Origin of the sequence: Dehalogenimonas formicexedens, assembly GCF_001953175.1 — a bacterium.
Taxonomy (GTDB): Bacteria; Chloroflexota; Dehalococcoidia; order Dehalococcoidales; family Dehalococcoidaceae; genus Dehalogenimonas; species Dehalogenimonas formicexedens.
This window is the reverse complement of record NZ_CP018258.1, coordinates 1900735-1918384: the sequence shown is the minus strand read 5'-3', so window position 1 is coordinate 1918384 and position 17650 is coordinate 1900735. Positions and strand designations below refer to the sequence as shown.

At 49.3% G+C, this 17650-nt stretch carries 13 protein-coding genes; 7 read left to right on the top strand and 6 right to left on the bottom strand.

All coding sequences use genetic code 11. The features are described 5' to 3' along the window. Positions 1–24 precede the first annotated feature (24 nt). The 7 genes from Dform_RS10020 to Dform_RS09990 are packed head-to-tail and all read left to right on the top strand — an operon-like array spanning position 25 to position 12984. A complete protein-coding gene (locus tag Dform_RS10020) occupies positions 25–2430 on the top strand; it encodes a hypothetical protein (RefSeq protein ID WP_076004843.1) in 2406 nt (801 codons plus the stop codon). Between the two features lie 2 nt (positions 2431–2432). Further along, positions 2433–4877: a phosphoadenosine phosphosulfate reductase domain-containing protein gene (locus Dform_RS10015; RefSeq protein ID WP_145925583.1), complete on the top strand. Its 2445-nt coding sequence runs from the start codon at positions 2433–2435 to the stop codon at positions 4875–4877. Further along, the gene (locus Dform_RS10010; protein ID WP_076004841.1) at positions 4874–6790 is read left to right on the top strand and encodes a hypothetical protein; all 1917 of its coding nucleotides are present in this window, start codon (positions 4874–4876) and stop codon (positions 6788–6790) included. The genes Dform_RS10015 and Dform_RS10010 overlap by 4 nt, the downstream gene beginning before the upstream one ends. Further along, complete coding sequence (locus Dform_RS10005) at positions 6747–9050, top strand: hypothetical protein (protein ID WP_076004840.1); 2304 nt, start codon at positions 6747–6749, stop codon at positions 9048–9050. The genes Dform_RS10010 and Dform_RS10005 overlap by 44 nt, the downstream gene beginning before the upstream one ends. After that, complete coding sequence (gene pglZ / locus Dform_RS10000; protein ID WP_158513506.1) at positions 9040–11283, top strand: BREX-4 system phosphatase PglZ; 2244 nt, start codon at positions 9040–9042, stop codon at positions 11281–11283. Before Dform_RS10005 ends, pglZ begins: the two co-directional genes overlap by 11 nt. A gap of 8 nt (positions 11284–11291) precedes the next feature. After that, positions 11292–12782 (top strand): BREX system Lon protease-like protein BrxL, encoded by a 1491-nt coding sequence (gene brxL / locus Dform_RS09995; protein WP_335583010.1) that lies wholly within the window; start codon positions 11292–11294, stop codon positions 12780–12782. A 4-nt stretch (positions 12783–12786) separates the two neighbouring features. Next, on the top strand, positions 12787–12984 hold the full coding sequence (locus tag Dform_RS09990; protein ID WP_076004838.1) for a hypothetical protein: 198 nt from the start codon (positions 12787–12789) through the stop codon (positions 12982–12984). Positions 12985–13269: 285 nt separating this feature from the next. Here the strand turns inward: Dform_RS09990 and Dform_RS11485 are convergent, their stop codons facing one another. The 6 genes from Dform_RS11485 to Dform_RS09960 form a co-directional block, all read right to left on the bottom strand. Beyond that, entirely contained in the window at positions 13270–13752 is a 483-nt protein-coding gene (locus Dform_RS11485; RefSeq protein WP_076005146.1) for a hypothetical protein, read from the bottom strand. A gap of 64 nt (positions 13753–13816) precedes the next feature. Continuing rightward, positions 13817–14113 carry a hypothetical protein gene (locus tag Dform_RS09980; protein WP_076004837.1) on the bottom strand — a complete coding sequence of 99 codons (297 nt, stop codon included), beginning with the start codon at positions 14111–14113 and terminating at the stop codon, positions 13817–13819. A 70-nt stretch (positions 14114–14183) separates the two neighbouring features. Further along, complete coding sequence (locus tag Dform_RS09975; RefSeq protein ID WP_076004836.1) at positions 14184–14597, bottom strand: hypothetical protein; 414 nt, start codon at positions 14595–14597, stop codon at positions 14184–14186. Positions 14598–14679: 82 nt separating this feature from the next. Next, entirely contained in the window at positions 14680–14982 is a 303-nt protein-coding gene (locus Dform_RS09970; protein WP_076004835.1) for a hypothetical protein, read from the bottom strand. 159 nt (positions 14983–15141) lie between these two features. After that, positions 15142–16347: a DNA polymerase III subunit beta gene (locus Dform_RS09965; RefSeq protein WP_225973688.1), complete on the bottom strand. Its 1206-nt coding sequence runs from the start codon at positions 16345–16347 to the stop codon at positions 15142–15144. Between the two features lie 172 nt (positions 16348–16519). Continuing rightward, positions 16520–17278 carry a hypothetical protein gene (locus tag Dform_RS09960; RefSeq protein ID WP_076004833.1) on the bottom strand — a complete coding sequence of 253 codons (759 nt, stop codon included), beginning with the start codon at positions 17276–17278 and terminating at the stop codon, positions 16520–16522. Positions 17279–17650 lie beyond the last annotated feature (372 nt).

The window sequence follows — 17650 nt, the reverse complement described above, 5'->3', positions numbered from 1 at the left end:
CAGAAAGAAGGAGGAGTCCAAGGAATGGCTGTATTAGATCTCGTGAATACAGCCGTGAATCCTGGTGTTGAGCAGGTTTCCTTGGCGTCCGTTTCGAGCATGAGAGAATCGTTTCAAAACTGGCTCACTGACGGCAACACAAAGAAGTATTCCCCTGAAGATATTTTATCCTGTTTGGAGAAGATTTCGGGATATGCCGTCCGAAAAAAGATTAGTTCCACCAGCGTTTGGGGATACACGCAGTTTAGTATATTTCAATCTATTTACAACAAACTCATTGGAGCAAAGTTACTACGCATAACTGACAGGAATACATACAAGGTATTCGTCGTTGCCGGGCAATTATATTTGCAGTTTCTTAGGGAGAAGCCGTTTGTCCACAAAGCGGCTATTGCCGCCTTTGTCGAGGATAAAGAGGGGGGATCGGCTATCGTTCCCGACCGTTCGTCAGAGGGAGTTATCGACCCCGAAGCTGTAATCACATGGCTGGTTATGCAACCTAATGCTAACGGCACTTTGTATCTAGAAAATGTGGCACGGCAGTATATGAACGCACTCCGCTCCGCACCCGGAAAACTTGAGACACCTGTCATATTGGATGATAGGTGCGTTTTCTCATGTCATACACCAGAAGAACTAAACACCTATTGGGACATTTTCAAAGCTGCTCCAAACTACAAGCAAGTGAACACGTCAAGCTCGGGGATGTTTTCTGCCGGTATTGGATGTTTAATGAGATACTTGCAACACATTTCGGAAGCCACGTCAAGGGTCGAGAAAACTGACGAGACTGACGTGATTCAGTTGGTTGAGAGCCTTAAATTAGAATATGTGGATAAACGTAATTCTGGCGGGGCGTTATGGGTCATTGGAGACAGAAAATTGACCACCATAATGATGAAGTTGCGCGGCACAGGGTTTCACTTTTTATTTAAGGAAGGTGGCGGGAGAAGTACCGACTACAGGGATGCTTGGTGGTATAAACCAACAGACTCGCACCCTGCGCATGTTGCCCCTGCGCTTTCGACAAAGCCTGCGCTTGATCCTGTGGCCGTCGATAACTTGACTAATGTTCTTTCGGCACATTTCGCCAATGGATACAGGCTGAACTCCCCTATTGAGTTGGCGCGATTCAGGTCTTTTGCCGCAAAGGATTTTGGCGAGGAAATCGTGCTGCCTGACGAGGAATTGAAAGGGTACATTTCGGCTTGTGGAACTACCTATGACGGCAAGGTATATGCCGTGTCGGCAGAGACTAAAGGGCGAATCAAAGAATTAGTAGATGAATACTTCTCCGATGGAGCCCAAGCTATCTTCTTTGCCGAATTCTATGCCAAGAACGAGAATTGGCTATTCGGCGCGAGTGTAGTCTCCGAGGATATGCTGGTTGGCATTCTCCGTAGGCTGTTCCCGAAGCTATCGTTCACACAAACTTATTTTGGCCACATGGACGCTTCGGTTTTTTCGGCTCTTGAGAGCGAAATCCTCCGTGTCTGGGGAGACGATGTGCTTCTTACCTACGAGCAACTTGCTAAACGGTTGCAGTACATACCCATCGATAGAATTAAGTACGCCCTTGGTCAGAACGGCAATTTCATATGGAGCAAAGTGGAGACCTTCACGCACGTCAACCGAATTGATATCAGCAATGAGGAACGTAAAATCATCACCGAAGCGGCTATGCAAGAGTGCAACGCTCGCGGTTATACCTCCATCACCGACTTACCTTTCAGGAACATCCAGGAGCGCAACTATGAACTGTCTGTCACAGCGGTTCACAATGCCGTCTTCTGCATTTGCCTATCGGACAAGTTCGACAAGTGCGGCAAAATCGTTACGCGTAAAGGCGACACCCTTAACGCACTGACCATTATGAAAGATCGTTGCCGAACCATCGACAAATGCTCGCTTGACGACCTACTGAACTACGAAAAGGAACTAACGGGTGAAGTTCATCGTTGGATTCCGATGGAAGCTGGCAACGCTGTTCTGGTTCGTATCGATAAAGACACATACGTCGCAGATAAGTATGTTCACTTCGATGCCGAGGCGGTTGATGCCGCAATTGAACTGTTTATCGATGGCGACTACTTGCCACTTAAATCTTTCACAACCTTCGGGGCTTTCCCTGATTGCAGGCAGACTTGGAACTTGTTTCTCCTCGAAAGTTATTGCCGACGGTTCAGCAAAAAGTTTCGATTCGATACCCCGTCAGTGAACTCGCGCAACGCTGGAGCGGTTATACGCAAAATTTGCAGCCTGGACTACACAGAGATTATGACCGACGCTGTTGCGAATGCCGATGTCCCTTTGACGGACAGGACCGTTGGCAGATTCCTCTTTGATGCCGGATACACAGGCAGAAGTACAACAAGCAAAGTTAATGAAATTATATATAAGGCGAAAGCCATACGTGAAAGGAGGGGTTGAAGGTGTACTCGTATACCTACGATTGTGAAACGGGCGGGATACTTCTTAATTCCTCGCCGACCGGATTCTCAAAAGAACCCCGCCCGGTTTACGCGCCTGAATTGGACGTACTGGGCTTCGATAAGTATTGGAAGTACGATAACCAAATCGATCGACCCTATATGTGGGCAGAGGCGAACACCTATTGGTATCGTGGTAAGCTTGTTGCTATGTTAAAAGGTGGAAATCTGTACACAGCACCTGAGATACACCTCGCGTATTTGTGCAGTGAATACAAGGAAACTCCCGATGGCAAAGTAACCCAGAAGGTGATCTGTGACTTACCTGACAAACGTCCGTCATTCATTGATAAAAAGGGCAATGTATTCGGTATTGTAAAACCAGAGCCAAACGGAAACTTTCTACGCCCTATTGATGTTGTGGCAATGGTTGAGGCAAACCGCGCAATGCTTGAAATCATCGAGCAGACCACTGTCAAAAAGATCCTTGCTATCTACACCATATACAAGAACAGGCTCAACTGCTTCCACGTGGCGTTTTCGGGCGGCAAGGACAGTTGTGTCCTTCTTGATCTTGTAAAGAAAGCTTTGCCCAAAGGTAGCTTTGTTGTGGTGTTCGGCGATACGGGCATGGAGTTTCCCGACACCTACGAGGTTATCAGGAAAACAAAGCAACAGTGCGTTGAGGACGAGATACCTTTCTACATTGCAAAATCGCACCTCAACCCAAAGGAGTCGTGGGAGTTGTTCGGCCCCCCGTCGCGTGTCCTTCGTTGGTGCTGTTCTGTACACAAAAGCACCCCACAGACATTGAAACTTAGAGAAGTAACCAGCAAGAACGACTTTATCGGTCTGGACTTTGTTGGAGTCCGAGCACAGGAGAGTGTGGCGCGAAGTACATACAAGTACGAGAATTACGGCGCAAAACAAAAGGGACAGTTCAGTCATAATTCAATCCTTGAATGGACGTCTGCGGAGATATGGCTTTATATATATACGAATGACGTTCTAATCAACGAAACTTATAAAAAAGGTAACGGTCGTGCTGGTTGCTTGTTCTGTCCTATGTCGGGCGGCTCGAGTGACTATCTGCGGCGAAGCAGCTACCCCGCTGAGATTGATATATATATCGACTTAATTAAGTCTACCTACGACGGCGACAAGCGCAAGACAAGCAACACGGAGTCTTATATCCTAAACGGTGGCTGGAATGCCAGGAAAAATGGTCGGGAGTTATCGAACAATGCATTCCGATGCATTGAAAAGATCACAAATGGAAACCTAACGCTAACAATTACGGACCCTGATTCCAACTGGCTGGAATGGATAAAGACACTTGGAGACTTAACCGGCTGCAACGGCCAGTATTCAGTTATCTTCGAGAGCGAACGTATTTGGTTTTCCGTTCGGGCAAATAAAAACGGATACATCGTGGCATTACCTGAATCCATTTTGAAAGAGAAGCCCGCGTTCGGGAAAATATTCCGGCAGGTGTTCCGAAAAGCGTCGTACTGCAAAGGTTGCCGAGTTTGTGAAACGAACTGCCGAAATGGATGTATAAGTTTTGCGGAAGGTAAAGTCCAAATAAATGACTGTATCAGGTGTCATGAGTGCCATGCAATAGATAGCGGTTGTTTGTTGTTCCACTCGTTACGCCATCCACAAGGAGGAGGGAACTCGATGAAAAGCCTAAACTCATTTGCTGACCACGCACCGAAACCAGAGTGGCTGCGCTCATTCTTTGAACTGAAGGAGGCATTTTTTTCGGAACATACCCTGGGACCGATGATGTTCGATATATTTAGGCGTTTCCTTAAGGATGCTTCCTTAAATGAAAATAACCACTTCACGCCATTTGCAGAGTTAACCTCTCAGATTGGCTGGGAAACGGACACGGCGCAAGGTTTGATTCTTATCAACCTTGTCTCCGAAAATCCACAGATGGAGTGGTATGTCAACAAGTTCGATATCGGCAGAACTTACCCACGTCAGAGGGTCGAGGATATGCTGACAGCCGTTGATGTCAAGCCGAAAGACGCTAAATCAATCGCTAAATCCTATAAGCGTCTGGTCAAAACGCCCCTCGGGACAAGTCTTCACTGGGGCTTTATCACCGATGATGGCGACCTTGTCCGCACGAAATGTATGGTGAGCGATCCACGGGTGGTGCTCTACGGTTTGTTTAAGTTTGCGGAGAAGTGCAACGACTACAAGGAATTCACTCTCGCCACGCTCTTAAACGATAGAATTGATCGCGATGGCATAAGTCCCACACGTATCTTCGGGCTTGACCGCGACGACATGACACCGATACTCTTAGGGTTGTCGGCGAAGTATCCTAATTTCATAACCGCGTCATTCACGCATGACCTTGAAAAGATAACGCTTGCGGAGGACAAATCGTCCAAAGATGTACTCGACTTGTTTGAGAGGGGATATAACAAATGACCAATAATAAATACCGCGAATACTTCGACATCGACGAGAGGTATTTCCCTTGCATTGACGATGCCGCAATCAAAGCCGGTGCTCCCTGGGACAACACCTATCCGCACAGCACGTTTATTGATATGCTCACCGAAATGGAGCGTGCTTTGGCGCGGCAAAACAACGGCAAGACGCTCTGGATTGAGGGTGCATACGGAACAGGCAAGTCCCAATGCGCCTATGCCCTTCGAAAAATCCTCGAAGTGCCGGAGGTGGAACTGCGTGCATATTGGGACATATATGATCCCCTGAAAAAGAAAAGCGACCTGCTTGAAAAGCTGATTGGTCATAAGAAAAAGGGAATCGTGGTGGCTCACCGTTATGCTTCTGGCGGTATTATGTCGGCCCGTGACCTTTTCTTTGCCATTCAGGAAAGCGTAAAGTCCGCCCTTGTGCAGCAGAAAGTGTCCTATCTTGGCGAGAATACTCTTAAGGAAAGCATTATTGCGTGGCTCGAAGACACCGATCATAAGCTGATGTTCAACAGCCTGCTGCAAAACCTTGGTAAGGAATGGAGAGCACTATTCTCCCAGTCCACCGCCGATGATGTGTTGAATATGCTCCGCAAGAATGGCGAAGTTAAGTCTTTAGTGAGTAACATCTTCCGTCTCGCAAATAAAGAGGGTATTACCGCGCTGACCATCGATTCAGATAGGCTCATCAATTGGCTGACTGACATCATCGACCACAACAACGTCAGGATTGTCTTTATTTGGGATGAATTCTCAGATTACTTCAAGAACAACCGGGAAAGCCTTTCGGAGTTTCAAAAAATTGCCGCTCTGGTTCAGAATAAGCCCTTCTACTTCATTGTGGTGACACATGAGCCTCAACAAATCTACGTGGCAGACAACGACAGGGGAAATCAATCCAAGGTGAGTGATCGTTTTATCTCAATACCCATTGTCTTGCCCGACAACATCGCGTTCGACCTCATCGGTGAAGCTTTTACTGTAAAACCCGCCGCAAGGTTGGATTGGGATACTTTGGTGGATGGCGATTTAGGCTCGCAAACAAATAGTGCTCGCACAGCGGTAATGAAGGCGACAAATATTATAGATCATCAAGTGATGAAGAAAATATTGCCTATTCATCCGATGACAGCACTACTCTTGAAAAACATAGCCTCCGCTTTCAAATCAAACCAGCGCAGTATGTTCGACTTCATAAAGACTTCGAATACGGACGATGTGAAGGCGTTCCAATGGTTCATTGATCACGCAGGCCCCTTTGATGATCACCCACTTCTCACGGTGGATATGCTTTGGAACTTCTTCTACGAGAAAGGCAAAAATCATCTTACCTCCGATATCCGCCTGATTCTGGATACCTTTCAACAGCAACAGAATTTACGCGAGGACGAGAAAGCTGTTCTGAAAGCCATTCTTATTATGCAGGCGATTGACCAGAGGTTGGGTGGTGCGATTGACCTTTTCAAAGCAACCGAACAGAACCTCAGTTATGTATTTGCAGGTATCTCATCTGGTCTGGACGTGTCCTGCAAGAATATTGCCAAAGGTCTCAAGGAAAAGGGAGTTCTAGTCGCCAATCCGATAAGCGGTGGACGGTATGCTTATGCGGCGGCCGTGCTTGCGGGAGATCAAGCCAAAATTGACGCCCACAAGAAAGATGTGCGGCAGAATAGCACAACCTCGAAACTGGTAACTGAGGGGGGGCTTTCTACCGTTTTGTCGCTTTCACCCGCTCTCCGTCTACGCTTTGAGTCGGAACCGGGTACGGGGAAAATCATGCCCGTGACCGCCGCAGACTTAACCCGTACGCTCAACATTCTCCGGGACAAGGCTACGGGGTGGAATTTCCACGCCGTTATTGCCTTCGCCAAGGACGAGGCGGAAGGGGGCGACGTTCCGTAAGACCATCAAGACGGCGGTCGCTGATAAGCAGTACGAAAACATCGTGTTTATTGACGCGCTTTCTACGCCACTTGGCTCAGAGGCGTTTGAGCAGTATGTGGACTTCTCAGCTATGGCGTTATATTACCAACGCAACAACAACACGCCATCGCGAGAAAATTCAGACAAGGCAAAGCGCGTTTTAGACCAAGACTGGAAAAACCGCATCTGTAACGGTCAGTTTGTCGTGTACACCTATGCCAACCAGGAAGGCGAGAAACTTGGCAACGGGCAAGGCGTGGCAAGTGTCCTTCAGACGATTGTGGCAACGAAATTCCCGTATGTATTCGACTTTGCCAAGAACCTTACAGAGAGCCAATTGAAGATAACTCCGGCGATGAGGCAGTCAGCGAAGTCCGGCATTATGCAGACCACAAGCGGTGTAGTCGTCGGCGTTGAAAAGCACGTGCTGCCGACCGTTTGGAAGATTGACAAGTATTGGGAAAGCCCGATGGCATCTTCGCTACCCATCTCTAAAATTAAGGTTGAGATTGATAAGCGAATCGAAGTCGCATTTGCCCGTGACGGACAGATTTCAATCGGCGAGATCTACGACTTCCTCGAGGAGACCTATGGTTTTGCTCCGTGCAATCTCTCGGCGTTCATTACGGGATTCCTCTTGAAAGAGTATGGCAGCGAGCCGTTCCGTTACAGCGATTCATCCGGCGGCCACGAGCAGATCACGCAAGACAAACTTGCGGAGATGATCGGCAACTATATCGGCAAATCACCGAAACCGACTTATATCGTAAAGATGACCGCAGATGAGATGGCGTTTTACGAACTCACTGAAAAAGCATGGGGTATTCAACCGAATTCGTGTTCATCTGCGGGACAGGCGGCTATGGCCGTAACCGCAAAAATGCGGGGCTTAAGCCTTCCTGTATGGTGCCTTGAAGAAGTGGACACCGTTGCCATTTTCGATATGGTTCAGAAATACATCGAACTCGTGCAGAAAGAAGGAAACGAGGCACATAAAAAGGCTGTTGAGATTGGTAAGATTGCATCCGCGAAACCATCGCTCGGTGAAAATCTGTTCGCTTTGATCACGAGTGACAACTGCCAAAAGGGTATGCGCGAGTACCTTCGCTCGTTTGAGGGCGGCAAGATAATGGAACTCGCTACGGCAATCGGCGCGGAGAATAATGTGCTTGCCGACACTCGCCGTTTGTTTGAGGTAAAACACTCGTGCCTGTGGAACAAGCAAACCGGAGAGGACGAAATCCGCAAGCTATTGACTGAGTATGGCATGGTTAAAGAAAGCAACTCAATTCTGAGCGTTTCGGCGCATTCCCTGGCAGAAGCATGCAAAGAGTGGCGCGACCGGATGAAGTTCATCGGCATTTCCTGCGAGGCTCTGCGGACGAAATACCCCGCGCTGGTAAAAGTCCTCGACATTCTACTGAAAATCTGCAAGCAGGAAGATCTCTTACCCGAACATCTAAAGGCGTTCCATTCAGAACTGGTGGCGCACGGCACCGCAATCAGGGAGTTACTAAACAATGACAGGCGGGTCTTTGCTGAGTTTTATAAGCCATACCTCGAAGACCTGAGCGATAACGATATTGCCGACGTTAAGAGCAAACTGCAGACAGGCTTGTTTGAATTACCAAAAACCGATTGTAACGTCAAGGTGAAAGAAGCCGCTGAGGAGTTCCGAAAGAACCAGCTGAAGTCGCAGCTTTTCCGCTTGTGGAAAGACAAGACTGGAACGAAAAACCCACGCGAGTGGTCGAACCGTTACAGGACGCCCATTCTGTGCTGTGTTACCGAAGCTGAGTTTGAGAAGGCAAAGAAAGCCTTTGAAACGCTAAACAGGAATTGGGGAACGGATGCCGAAATCAAATCTGCTCTTGCATTCCTCGAAACCACAACACTTTTCGACTGTTTAGCGGACGACGAAAAGCGAAACGCTGCGTTCAAGTGTGACATCGTCGGCGAATACAGTACGTTGCTTCCTCACCTTGATAAGGTTAGGGATACCCTCGACCGTCTTTCCGTTGATACTTATGATTGGCGTGAAAATCCAAGTGTAAAGGGCAAGGTAAAGCAGCTCGCCGAAGCCGAATACAACGCCGGCGGCAGCGATAAGGTACTCTTGAAAATCGACCAGATGGACGATACCCAGTTGAAGCAGTACCTCAAACGGCTTGTTAAGGATAGCATTACGGTCGGAATTGAAATACTGACGAATGGGGGCGGGGATTATAATGCAGATTGACTCGGTGAAGAAATACCTGGCATCTTCCGACAAGACGCCATTTTTCTTGTTCGTTAGCGACGGACAATACGCTTCCGCGATAGCCGAGTTATCAGTCTTGGGGCTTGATTTTGTCCAGATGAGTAGCTTTTGTAGCGGCAATGACAAACTGCCTGACATTGACGGACTGCTCTCCTATATCGAAGCTATTGATGTAAACACAAAAGGTAACAAGTTCGTTGTGACGGGGTTTGGGGAATACCTTGCGCTTCGCGGAAACAACGAAGCCAAACGCGCCCTGTCGCGATTAAAAGATCTTAACATCACCAGGGTAAAAGTCGTGTTACTACTACGAGGGCTTGCTTCTCAAATTGTCGGGTTGCAGACCGACCCGCGTTTTGACAACCGTCGATATTGTGTAATTGATAAGGCGGAGTGCAACTTGTCGTTTACACTTGCCGCTCCATCGGTTGGACTATCGGCACTATCTGGTTTCAAGGTAATGCTCGCGGATCTTGAAAACGGTCGGTGTGGGAATGTTGTCGTTAACACAGCGGTGGATCTCGATGAGGCTATGTTCACCGTACACAGAATAAGCAGTGCCTACGAGGGAGTTAAATTTTCCACTATTTGCTTTGCTTTGCCACGCTCCTGTGGAAGTGATACTCGTTGGACAGAACTATTGACTGAATTGAACAAGAGTAACGGCTCGCTCGATGAAGTGTTTGAGAAACATGGACTGGGCGGTAATCTGGAATCTGATTTCTATGCTCGTGTTTCGGGTAATGACTATTGCAATTGGCTCTATTTCATCTGCTTGAAATGTAAAGCCGATACATTGCCCAATGGTTACCTCCGCTTTGTGTTAGAAAGAACAAGGCGTTTTGAAGACTTCGTCGGAAATGTCCTTAATACAATAATTGAAATTAAACACTCAGACACACGATTTGTCGCGTTCTATCGGGAACGAAAGATGCTGGTCGAGAAGTTCCCGGAATCGGACATCGCCGATTTCGTTGTGAACAATCGAAAGGTTGAGTCTGAAAGCATTTATAAGCTGACAGATAGCACAAAATCCGAGCGTGAGGAGATTATCGCTTGGCTTTCCCAGAACGGCATGATTACACAAATTGAAAGCATTTATCCGGCGTTAGCGGCATATTTGAAGAGGTATGTTTTCAAATGCCCCGAAATGGCCGACCTGCTGTCCGATTATTTCGAGGCGTACAAGCAGCAAAAGATTTCGAACAGGCTTGAACCTGGATTTTTGGAAAAGGTTGATGAACTCGCCCACAGTCCGCGGAAATTCAATCGTTTGCCTACACGAAACGAAATCATAGACGGTTTGGATAAAACCGACACATACCTATACTGGCTAGACGCGCTCGGCGTTGAATATTTGGCTCTTATTGAAGCCCTAGCTCAGAAACGAGGGCTATCGGTTCGGGTTAACATCGCCCGTGCGGAGTTACCGACGATAACGTCAATGAATCGTGACTTTTTCGATGCTTGGCCAGGCCGTAAGGAAAAGAACAATGAACTTGATGACACCAAGCACAATGATGTGGGTGGCTACAACTTCACAAACAACGAACTGCCTATCCACCTCGCCAAAGAGATAGCCATTATAGAGGCAATGATTGGTAAGGCAGCCACGGACCTTGCACTAAGGCATTGTAAACGCTTCCTGATTGTAAGTGACCACGGTGCGTCACGGCTTGCTGTTCTGCGCTGCAAAGAGGAACAGTACGAAACCGATACAAAGGGCACGCATTCGGGGCGTTGCTGTAAGCTGTTCCAACCTTATGATCTCCCGTTTGCCGCAGAAGAAAATGGATACCTTGTACTTGCCGATTACGGCCGTTTCAAAGGAAGCCGGGCAGCGAACGTGGAGGTTCACGGCGGCGCATCGTTGGAAGAAGTTATCGTCCCGATTATAGAACTATCGCTGAAAAACGGAAACGTAACAGTCAAACTGGTCAATGAGGTAGTGATCGTTGACTTCCGCACTGGAACAGAGGTTATTTTGTTCTTCAACTCACCCGTTCAGGATGTGTCCGTTGTCCTGGATGGAAAACCACACCCTGCCACGCAAATTGATGCCAACCACTATGCCGTAAAACTGCCCGACTTAAAACGGGCGAGTGATTATCCGGCGGACGTTTATGCAGGCGACAATCTGATCGGTAAAATCATAATTAAGGCGAAAAGCAAGAGCGGCAAAGTCAATGATGCTTTTAATGACTTGTTTTAGGAGGTACGATGATGATTGAAAAACTCCGAAATTGTTTTGACGAGATGGTGGTATATAAAGACCTTAAAAGAAGTAACTTCTTCTCCGCTCTGAGCCTGCCTTCCTTTATGCGCGACTGGCTCTTGAAAAAATTCGAGGACGAGAACGGTCACTTCGACTCCGAAGAATTGGTTCGTTTCATACGGACTTACTTGCCGCGAAAGGACGATTGGACTTCTATAAAGAATCAGGTGGTAATTGAACACGAGCGAGTGAAGTTCCTAGCTAAGGTGTCTGTTGATATTGACATCAGGACGAGTGTGGTGTCGTTTGCTTTGCCTGACTTTGGCTTGACGAGCAAGGATACAATAATTGAAGATTCAGTGTGGCAAATCTGCAAGGAAGACTTGGTGCGCGGGCGCGAAACTTGGGGAATGGTCGAAATCGGCTATCGCCCGCCCGATGACTACGATATGGAGTTTTCAAAAAACAAGGCAAAGGGCGCAAACAGGGGTAAAATTAAACTAACTGCGTTTAAGACATTTTGCCCTTACACCATTGATATCGACTATTACAAAGATGCCCGTCGGGAATTCACCACGACAGAGTGGCTTGATGTTCTACTCGGCGCAGTGGACTACAACGCGAGCGGTTACCTCGGCGACGAGGAAAAGAAACTCACGATGCTCACCCGTTTGCTTCCGTTCGTTGAAAAGCGACTGAATCTAATTGAACTTGCCCCAAAGGGAACTGGCAAGTCGTACCTGTTCGGTCGTGTCAGCCGTTTCGGGTGGCTTTCGAGCGGTGGCGTTATGAGCCGGGCGAAGATGTTCTATGACCAGAACAAACGGGTTGAGGGGTTGGTGTCCGGCAACGACTTTATAACGCTTGATGAAGTACAGACCATTTCCTTCCCGGACGTTGACGAAATGCGAGCAGCGTTGAAAGGTTATCTTGAATCGGGCATCTTCACCGTTGGTAATTATGAGGGGACCGCCGAGGCGGCCGTTATCCTTTGCGGCAACATCAAAAAGGAAACGATGGACGAGGACGGCTTTGCCAATATGTTTGAAGAACTGCCGTCTGTATTCCATGAGTCGGCGTTAATTGAGCGTTTCCACGGCTTCATAAAGGGGTGGAATATACCCCGAATGAACGACGACCTTAAGATTGCGGGTTGGGCACTGAACTCGGAATACTTCTGTTCGATAATGCACGAACTGCGTGACGATATGAGCTACCGCGCCATTGTGGATGAACTTGTTGAGGTTCCTGAAGCCGCGGACACACGCGATACTGAAGCGGTTAAGCGCATTGCTACCGCATACTTGAAATTGCTGTTCCCGCAGGTTCGCAGTGCGGACGACATCAGCGCACGCGAGTTCAAACGTTACTGCCTCGACAGAGCACGTAAAATGAGGGATACCATCAAGTACCAACTGGGTATACTCGATGTAGAATATCGCGGGAAGGACATCCCTGCGTTCAGCGTCAGACCAGACCTTGAAGAAGTTGTGTAATTGTATGGAAAAGAAAAGCTGTTATATGTGCCAGAAAGAATCCCTGAGCAAAAACGAAATCGGGTTGACCAAGAAGTTGCTTAACAAAGACTCGAAGGGGTTCTTTTGCCTTGATTGCCTTGCAGAATATCTGGAAGTGGATACAGAGTTCCTCCTCGCCAAAGTCGAGGAGTTCAAAGAGCAGGGCTGCATATTTTTCTGAAAAGGTGATACCGTGATTTACGCTGACAACGCCGCTACGATACAAATATCTGGTCGGCTTTTGTGTAGAAGCTTCCGTTTTTGCGTGAACAATACGGCGATGCCTCTAGTTAGTATACGCTTAATGCATTGCTGAAACCTACCGCAACGAGCCGATGCACATTATAGCCTCTGAGGTGGCCCCCCAGAACTAGATAGATTGTTGTATACGCAAAAAAAGAGCTGGGAATTTTATCCAGCTCTTTTTTTGCGTTTCTTTTAGATGAAGGCTAGTCACTCGTGGCCTTTATTTTAGCGGGTCCGTGAACTTTGTTATTGCCAAACAAGCACAGTGTGACCGGAAAGTGTTGATCGGGCTTTGGCCGAAACCATTCCAGAAATCCAAAAGATAGTGGTAGTAATCTTGGTACTCCTGCTCTCGAACAGCTAACAGGCAATCGGCGAATATCCTGATGCAAGCTCCTTTGTTTCCCCACAAGACGATGACCGATGGCAGGCAGGTTTCGTCACGCTCTGTCCTGAACGATTCCACTCTCAGCTTGGAAAGCTTCAAGTTGTCCATCCAGAAGTGGCCGCCACCGGCGCTGTATGAACCGATGAAAATGTCGTTACCCTCCAATTCTTTCAATATTTCCATGAGACGTTTTGCAGCTTCTCGTTGCTTTGTTCGCAGCGGTATCTGGGCAGCCCTCCGGCCGAGCTTCACCGTCGTTTTCGGCTCCGGCTCGGACAAATTAATTCCCTGGAACAGATCGAGCTCACCTGTCATAGCATTCTCCTTCTCCATCAGATTTTGACATGGGTATCCGTTTGAATTCAGACTCAGCGGTTGATTAACTTACGAGGACGAGTTGGCTGCCGCTTTCGATTCGCACCTGTTCTTCCGCCGCGGCACCAATGGGTAGAGATTCCCGGACGGCCTCGATAGAGCTTCTAATACTGTCAATGCGCTCAATGTTGACAATGAGACCGGCGAGACGTCCATCGACATACTGAGGAATGTTCGCTATTTTCCGGGCTTCAATCGCCACGATTTTCGCTTGTTCCAGCGGTTCGATAGTTTGATCAATGAACTCCTCGACCATATCCATCGCCTCGCCGACCTTAAGAGCACTCCACTTGATTGGCATAGCTTCCCCTCCTTTCAGTAAACAGCTCTGTATTCCTGCGTGGTTACGGATGCGCAGCCCCGTGAAGCGGCTAATTACCAGAAGACCTGGCGTGCTCGGTTTTCACCAGGCCGAGGTCTTTGAAGTTCTGAAAGATCTCGTCGAGTAAGCTGTAGTCTTCCCCTGACAGACTCCGGCTTGCCCCGTCATACCAGTCCAGAAAACAGTATTCGATTTCAACCGCTTCGAGATTCTCATCCATGTAAAAGCGGAACTCATCCGCCGGACCACCCCATGACAGTTGCCAGCGGAAATATCCCCGCTTCTGGTCTTGGAATGTTCCCTTGGCCACGTAATCGCAGCCCAAACCGTATTCCTCGAAGCGTCCCAGTTCTCTGTGAGAGGCCTCGGGGTTTCTCTGGTATAGCCGCCAGAGCGTTCGGATGTCCCGTAACCGGTCTTGAAGTTCAGCTTCAAGCCGTTCCTGGCATGATTTCTGCCGCATTTTTCACCTCCATTCGGGCAGACTTACCCCTTCATATTTACCGACTTTGATAACCCTAGCCGGCGGACAAGCCCGTGATGGGTCAGTATTCCTCGGGGAATAGGATCGTCGTTGACAACCGGTCTGCTTCGGTGATGATCCAGATTTTGGGCATCCCTTCGGCTTCATAGGCTGAGAGTGTTCTGAAGCCCTGTTTCAGGCTTAACTCATTCTCCTGCTTGTCTGCGTCATCGAGATTGCCCCAGTCGCCTTGAGCATGGCGATTCAGAGAACGGCGCATGAACTCGGCAAACTCCGGCTTCTCACCGGCCAGCGCGTGAACTCCCCGGGTGGCCACCACCTGGCCTAAAGGAACAATGGGGTTGATTACCAGCAGCGCATCCATAACTAACATCTCCTTTCAAGTTGCGTTAGAACAACAGGAAGGGGATATTCCCGCCGCCAAGGGACAGGAATATCCCCTTACAAAAAGAAAGCACAAAAAGGGGCACTAGGCCCCTTCATGTGCGGCTGTTTTGTGAGTTCAAGCGTTTCAGTTCAGGTTTTAGGCTACGGCGACTGGTTCTTTCGCCTTGCCGTGTTTCTTGGTCTTGGGCTTCTCGGCCTTCGTGATGGCCTCGGCCTCGGCGACGGCTTGGGCGACTTCCTCGGCGGCGACCGGCTCGGCGGTTTTAGCTTCCGGCTCGGCGACCGCTTCGACTGTCTCGACCTTCGGCTCGACGGCTTCGACGGGTTGGCTCGCTTCGGCCTTGTCCCCGCTTTCGGCGGCTTTGGCTTCGTCCCTCGGCTTCTTGGCTTCCGGCAGAAGCATTGGCATGACCACCAGCTCATAGTCCGGCGCGGCAAAAAGCATCGGCGACCTTGCGTCAACGAGTTTAAGCTCCACCATCCCGCCGCAAGCCCTTAGAGCTTCGGCGAGATAGCCCCCGTCAAGCCTTATCTTGATTGGCTCGCCGGTAGTGTCGGCGGGTATCTCGGCCTCGCCCTTGTCGTCGGTGTTCGCCATGACCACCTTGCCGTTACCGATGGTGAGGTCTATGGCATAGGCTTTGACGTTGGCGATGACCTTGAGCGAGCTTACCGCCTTGAGCGCCTCATTGGTGTCGAAGCTGGCGCGGGCAGTGAAGTCGGCGGGTATGAGTTTCTCATAGTCTGGAAAGTTACCGGCGCATCCCCGCCATCCGTAGCGGATTAGCTCGGTGTCCAGATTGAGGTCCATCCCCTCGCTGTCTTTCCTCTTTTCGAGTGACAGCCTGACCCGTCGCGCCCGTCTTAGGGCGGCGGTGACGCCCTTTAGCTCATCGCGACTAACGAGAGCTTGTCCCTCATCCCCGACGAAATCCAGTTTGAGTACGGCGAGTCGGTAGCCATCGGCGCTAACGAGGGTTAGCTTGCCGTCCTTGACTCGAAAGAGAACGCATTGAAGTACCGGGCGGGTGTTCTCATCCGAGGTGAATGGCAGTACCCTTGAAAGGGCTTCCGAAAGCTCCGTCGCGCCGAGGTTGGGACTTACCGAGTATGAAGGGCTTATCCTGATGTCGCACAGAGTAAGGGGTGTCTTTTCGCCGACCCAGGCCATGTTGTCAAGGTAGCTGGTATTGGCTCCGCAGACCACCTTAAGGCATTTTCCGGCGACCCGCGATACGCTGGCATCGCCGTTAGACGGGACGATTTTCACGATGTTCGATCCGCCTAAAGACTTCAGGTAGGTAAGAAAGCCTTTCCGCCCGATGGTAAGGTCAAGAAGCATCGCCCTTTCGGCGAGTGTCCTTGATAAGGCGTTGACCAGTACCGCCTTGTGCGCTAAAAAGCCCTGACCTGAACGCTTGCCCTCAATATTCAGTTGTTCGATTGTCCGACCCCCTTTTAGCTATCCGACAGTTGGGCAACTCCATCGGCTTCGCCTAGTAGTAAGCTCCTAGCTACCCGCAATTCGCTGGCATAGCCGAAGCTCCCACTGTATTAGTTGCGGAATATGGCCGAAACGTGACACCCGAAAACAAAGATTGTTGTTCCCTTTGCCGGAAGCGGCATAGGTACTGTCGCTCAGTCTCATCCAATGTTATGCCGTCCCGCCGCTTTTCGGCGATGGCGATTAACCTGTCGGGACAATGGAGCAGAAAAGTGCCGGCATCGAGCCAGGCATCGAGGTCTAACGCCCTGTCGTCGGCAATCAGATCGCCGAGTTCGGTGGTATTGCCTTCATCGTCTATGACGGGCTTGTTAAGACTTTCGAGCTTGACGGCTTTGGGACACGCCGAAAACAGCCAGTTCTCTTTACACTTCTGCCGTTGCGCCTTGCTACAATCCCCGCAGGTTAGGCCGTTGTCTATCCGGTAACGCTTTCGCCAGTACAGGGCTTGGGCGCGGCTGGCGATGCGATACATGGCGGCTTCGGTGAAGGGATGGTATCCGTTATTCCGCTCGATATCGGCAAGGGTGATGATAATGTCGTGGAGCAGGTCATCCCGCTCATCCGGCTTGGCCTTGTGGCTGAACTTCGAGGCGATGGTATAGAAGGTAAGCCATTGGCCTCTAAGGTGGTCATACCCGCCAGTTTCGGTTTGCTTTGGTCTTGTGCTTCGGCTAGACTTGAAGCTACGCAAGGCGCTTGTCTCTTTGGTCTGACAGGTGGCGACCTTTCCGCACCATCGGCAAACGCCTTGCCGTTCTTTTAGCACCCAAACCTTATGACACCGGTTACAGAAGCCCCCAGGCCGATTGTACTCCCCCGTTACTGTTACGCTTGAACTCACGCTTTCCCCCTTTCAGGGCAAGCGTTCAGGTCAAGGCTTTTCACGTTCAGTTGTTAAGGTGCGTTTGCTTGTTTTTCCAGCTTCATTGTCAAACAAAAAGTCATTTTGTTCATCCTCAAGAACTAGCACGATTTTCACCCCTCCCCCGGGGTGAATTAACTGTCAGGAAATGAAAAAAGGGAGCCTGAAGCTCCCCTTATGGTGTCTGAGCTGACGCTGGTTTCTTATTAAACCGGGGGGTTCACCCACTCGGTACTGCGCGGTTGGAAGGTGTTACCCTTATCAAGGGTCAACAAG

Coding starts and splice junctions, on each gene's coding strand:
- Dform_RS10020 (WP_076004843.1), top strand. CDS start 25: ATGGCTGTATTAGATCTCGTGAATACAGCCGTGAATCCTGGTGTTGAG.
- Dform_RS10010 (WP_076004841.1), top strand. CDS start 4,874: ATGACCAATAATAAATACCGCGAATACTTCGACATCGACGAGAGGTAT.
- pglZ (WP_158513506.1), top strand. CDS start 9,040: ATGCAGATTGACTCGGTGAAGAAATACCTGGCATCTTCCGACAAGACG.
- brxL (WP_335583010.1), top strand. CDS start 11,292: ATGATGATTGAAAAACTCCGAAATTGTTTTGACGAGATGGTGGTATAT.
- Dform_RS09990 (WP_076004838.1), top strand. CDS start 12,787: ATGGAAAAGAAAAGCTGTTATATGTGCCAGAAAGAATCCCTGAGCAAA.
- Dform_RS11485 (WP_076005146.1), bottom strand. CDS start 13,752: ATGACAGGTGAGCTCGATCTGTTCCAGGGAATTAATTTGTCCGAGCCG.
- Dform_RS09980 (WP_076004837.1), bottom strand. CDS start 14,113: ATGCCAATCAAGTGGAGTGCTCTTAAGGTCGGCGAGGCGATGGATATG.
- Dform_RS09975 (WP_076004836.1), bottom strand. CDS start 14,597: ATGCGGCAGAAATCATGCCAGGAACGGCTTGAAGCTGAACTTCAAGAC.
- Dform_RS09970 (WP_076004835.1), bottom strand. CDS start 14,982: ATGGATGCGCTGCTGGTAATCAACCCCATTGTTCCTTTAGGCCAGGTG.
- Dform_RS09965 (WP_225973688.1), bottom strand. CDS start 16,347: ATGCTTCTTGACCTTACCATCGGGCGGAAAGGCTTTCTTACCTACCTG.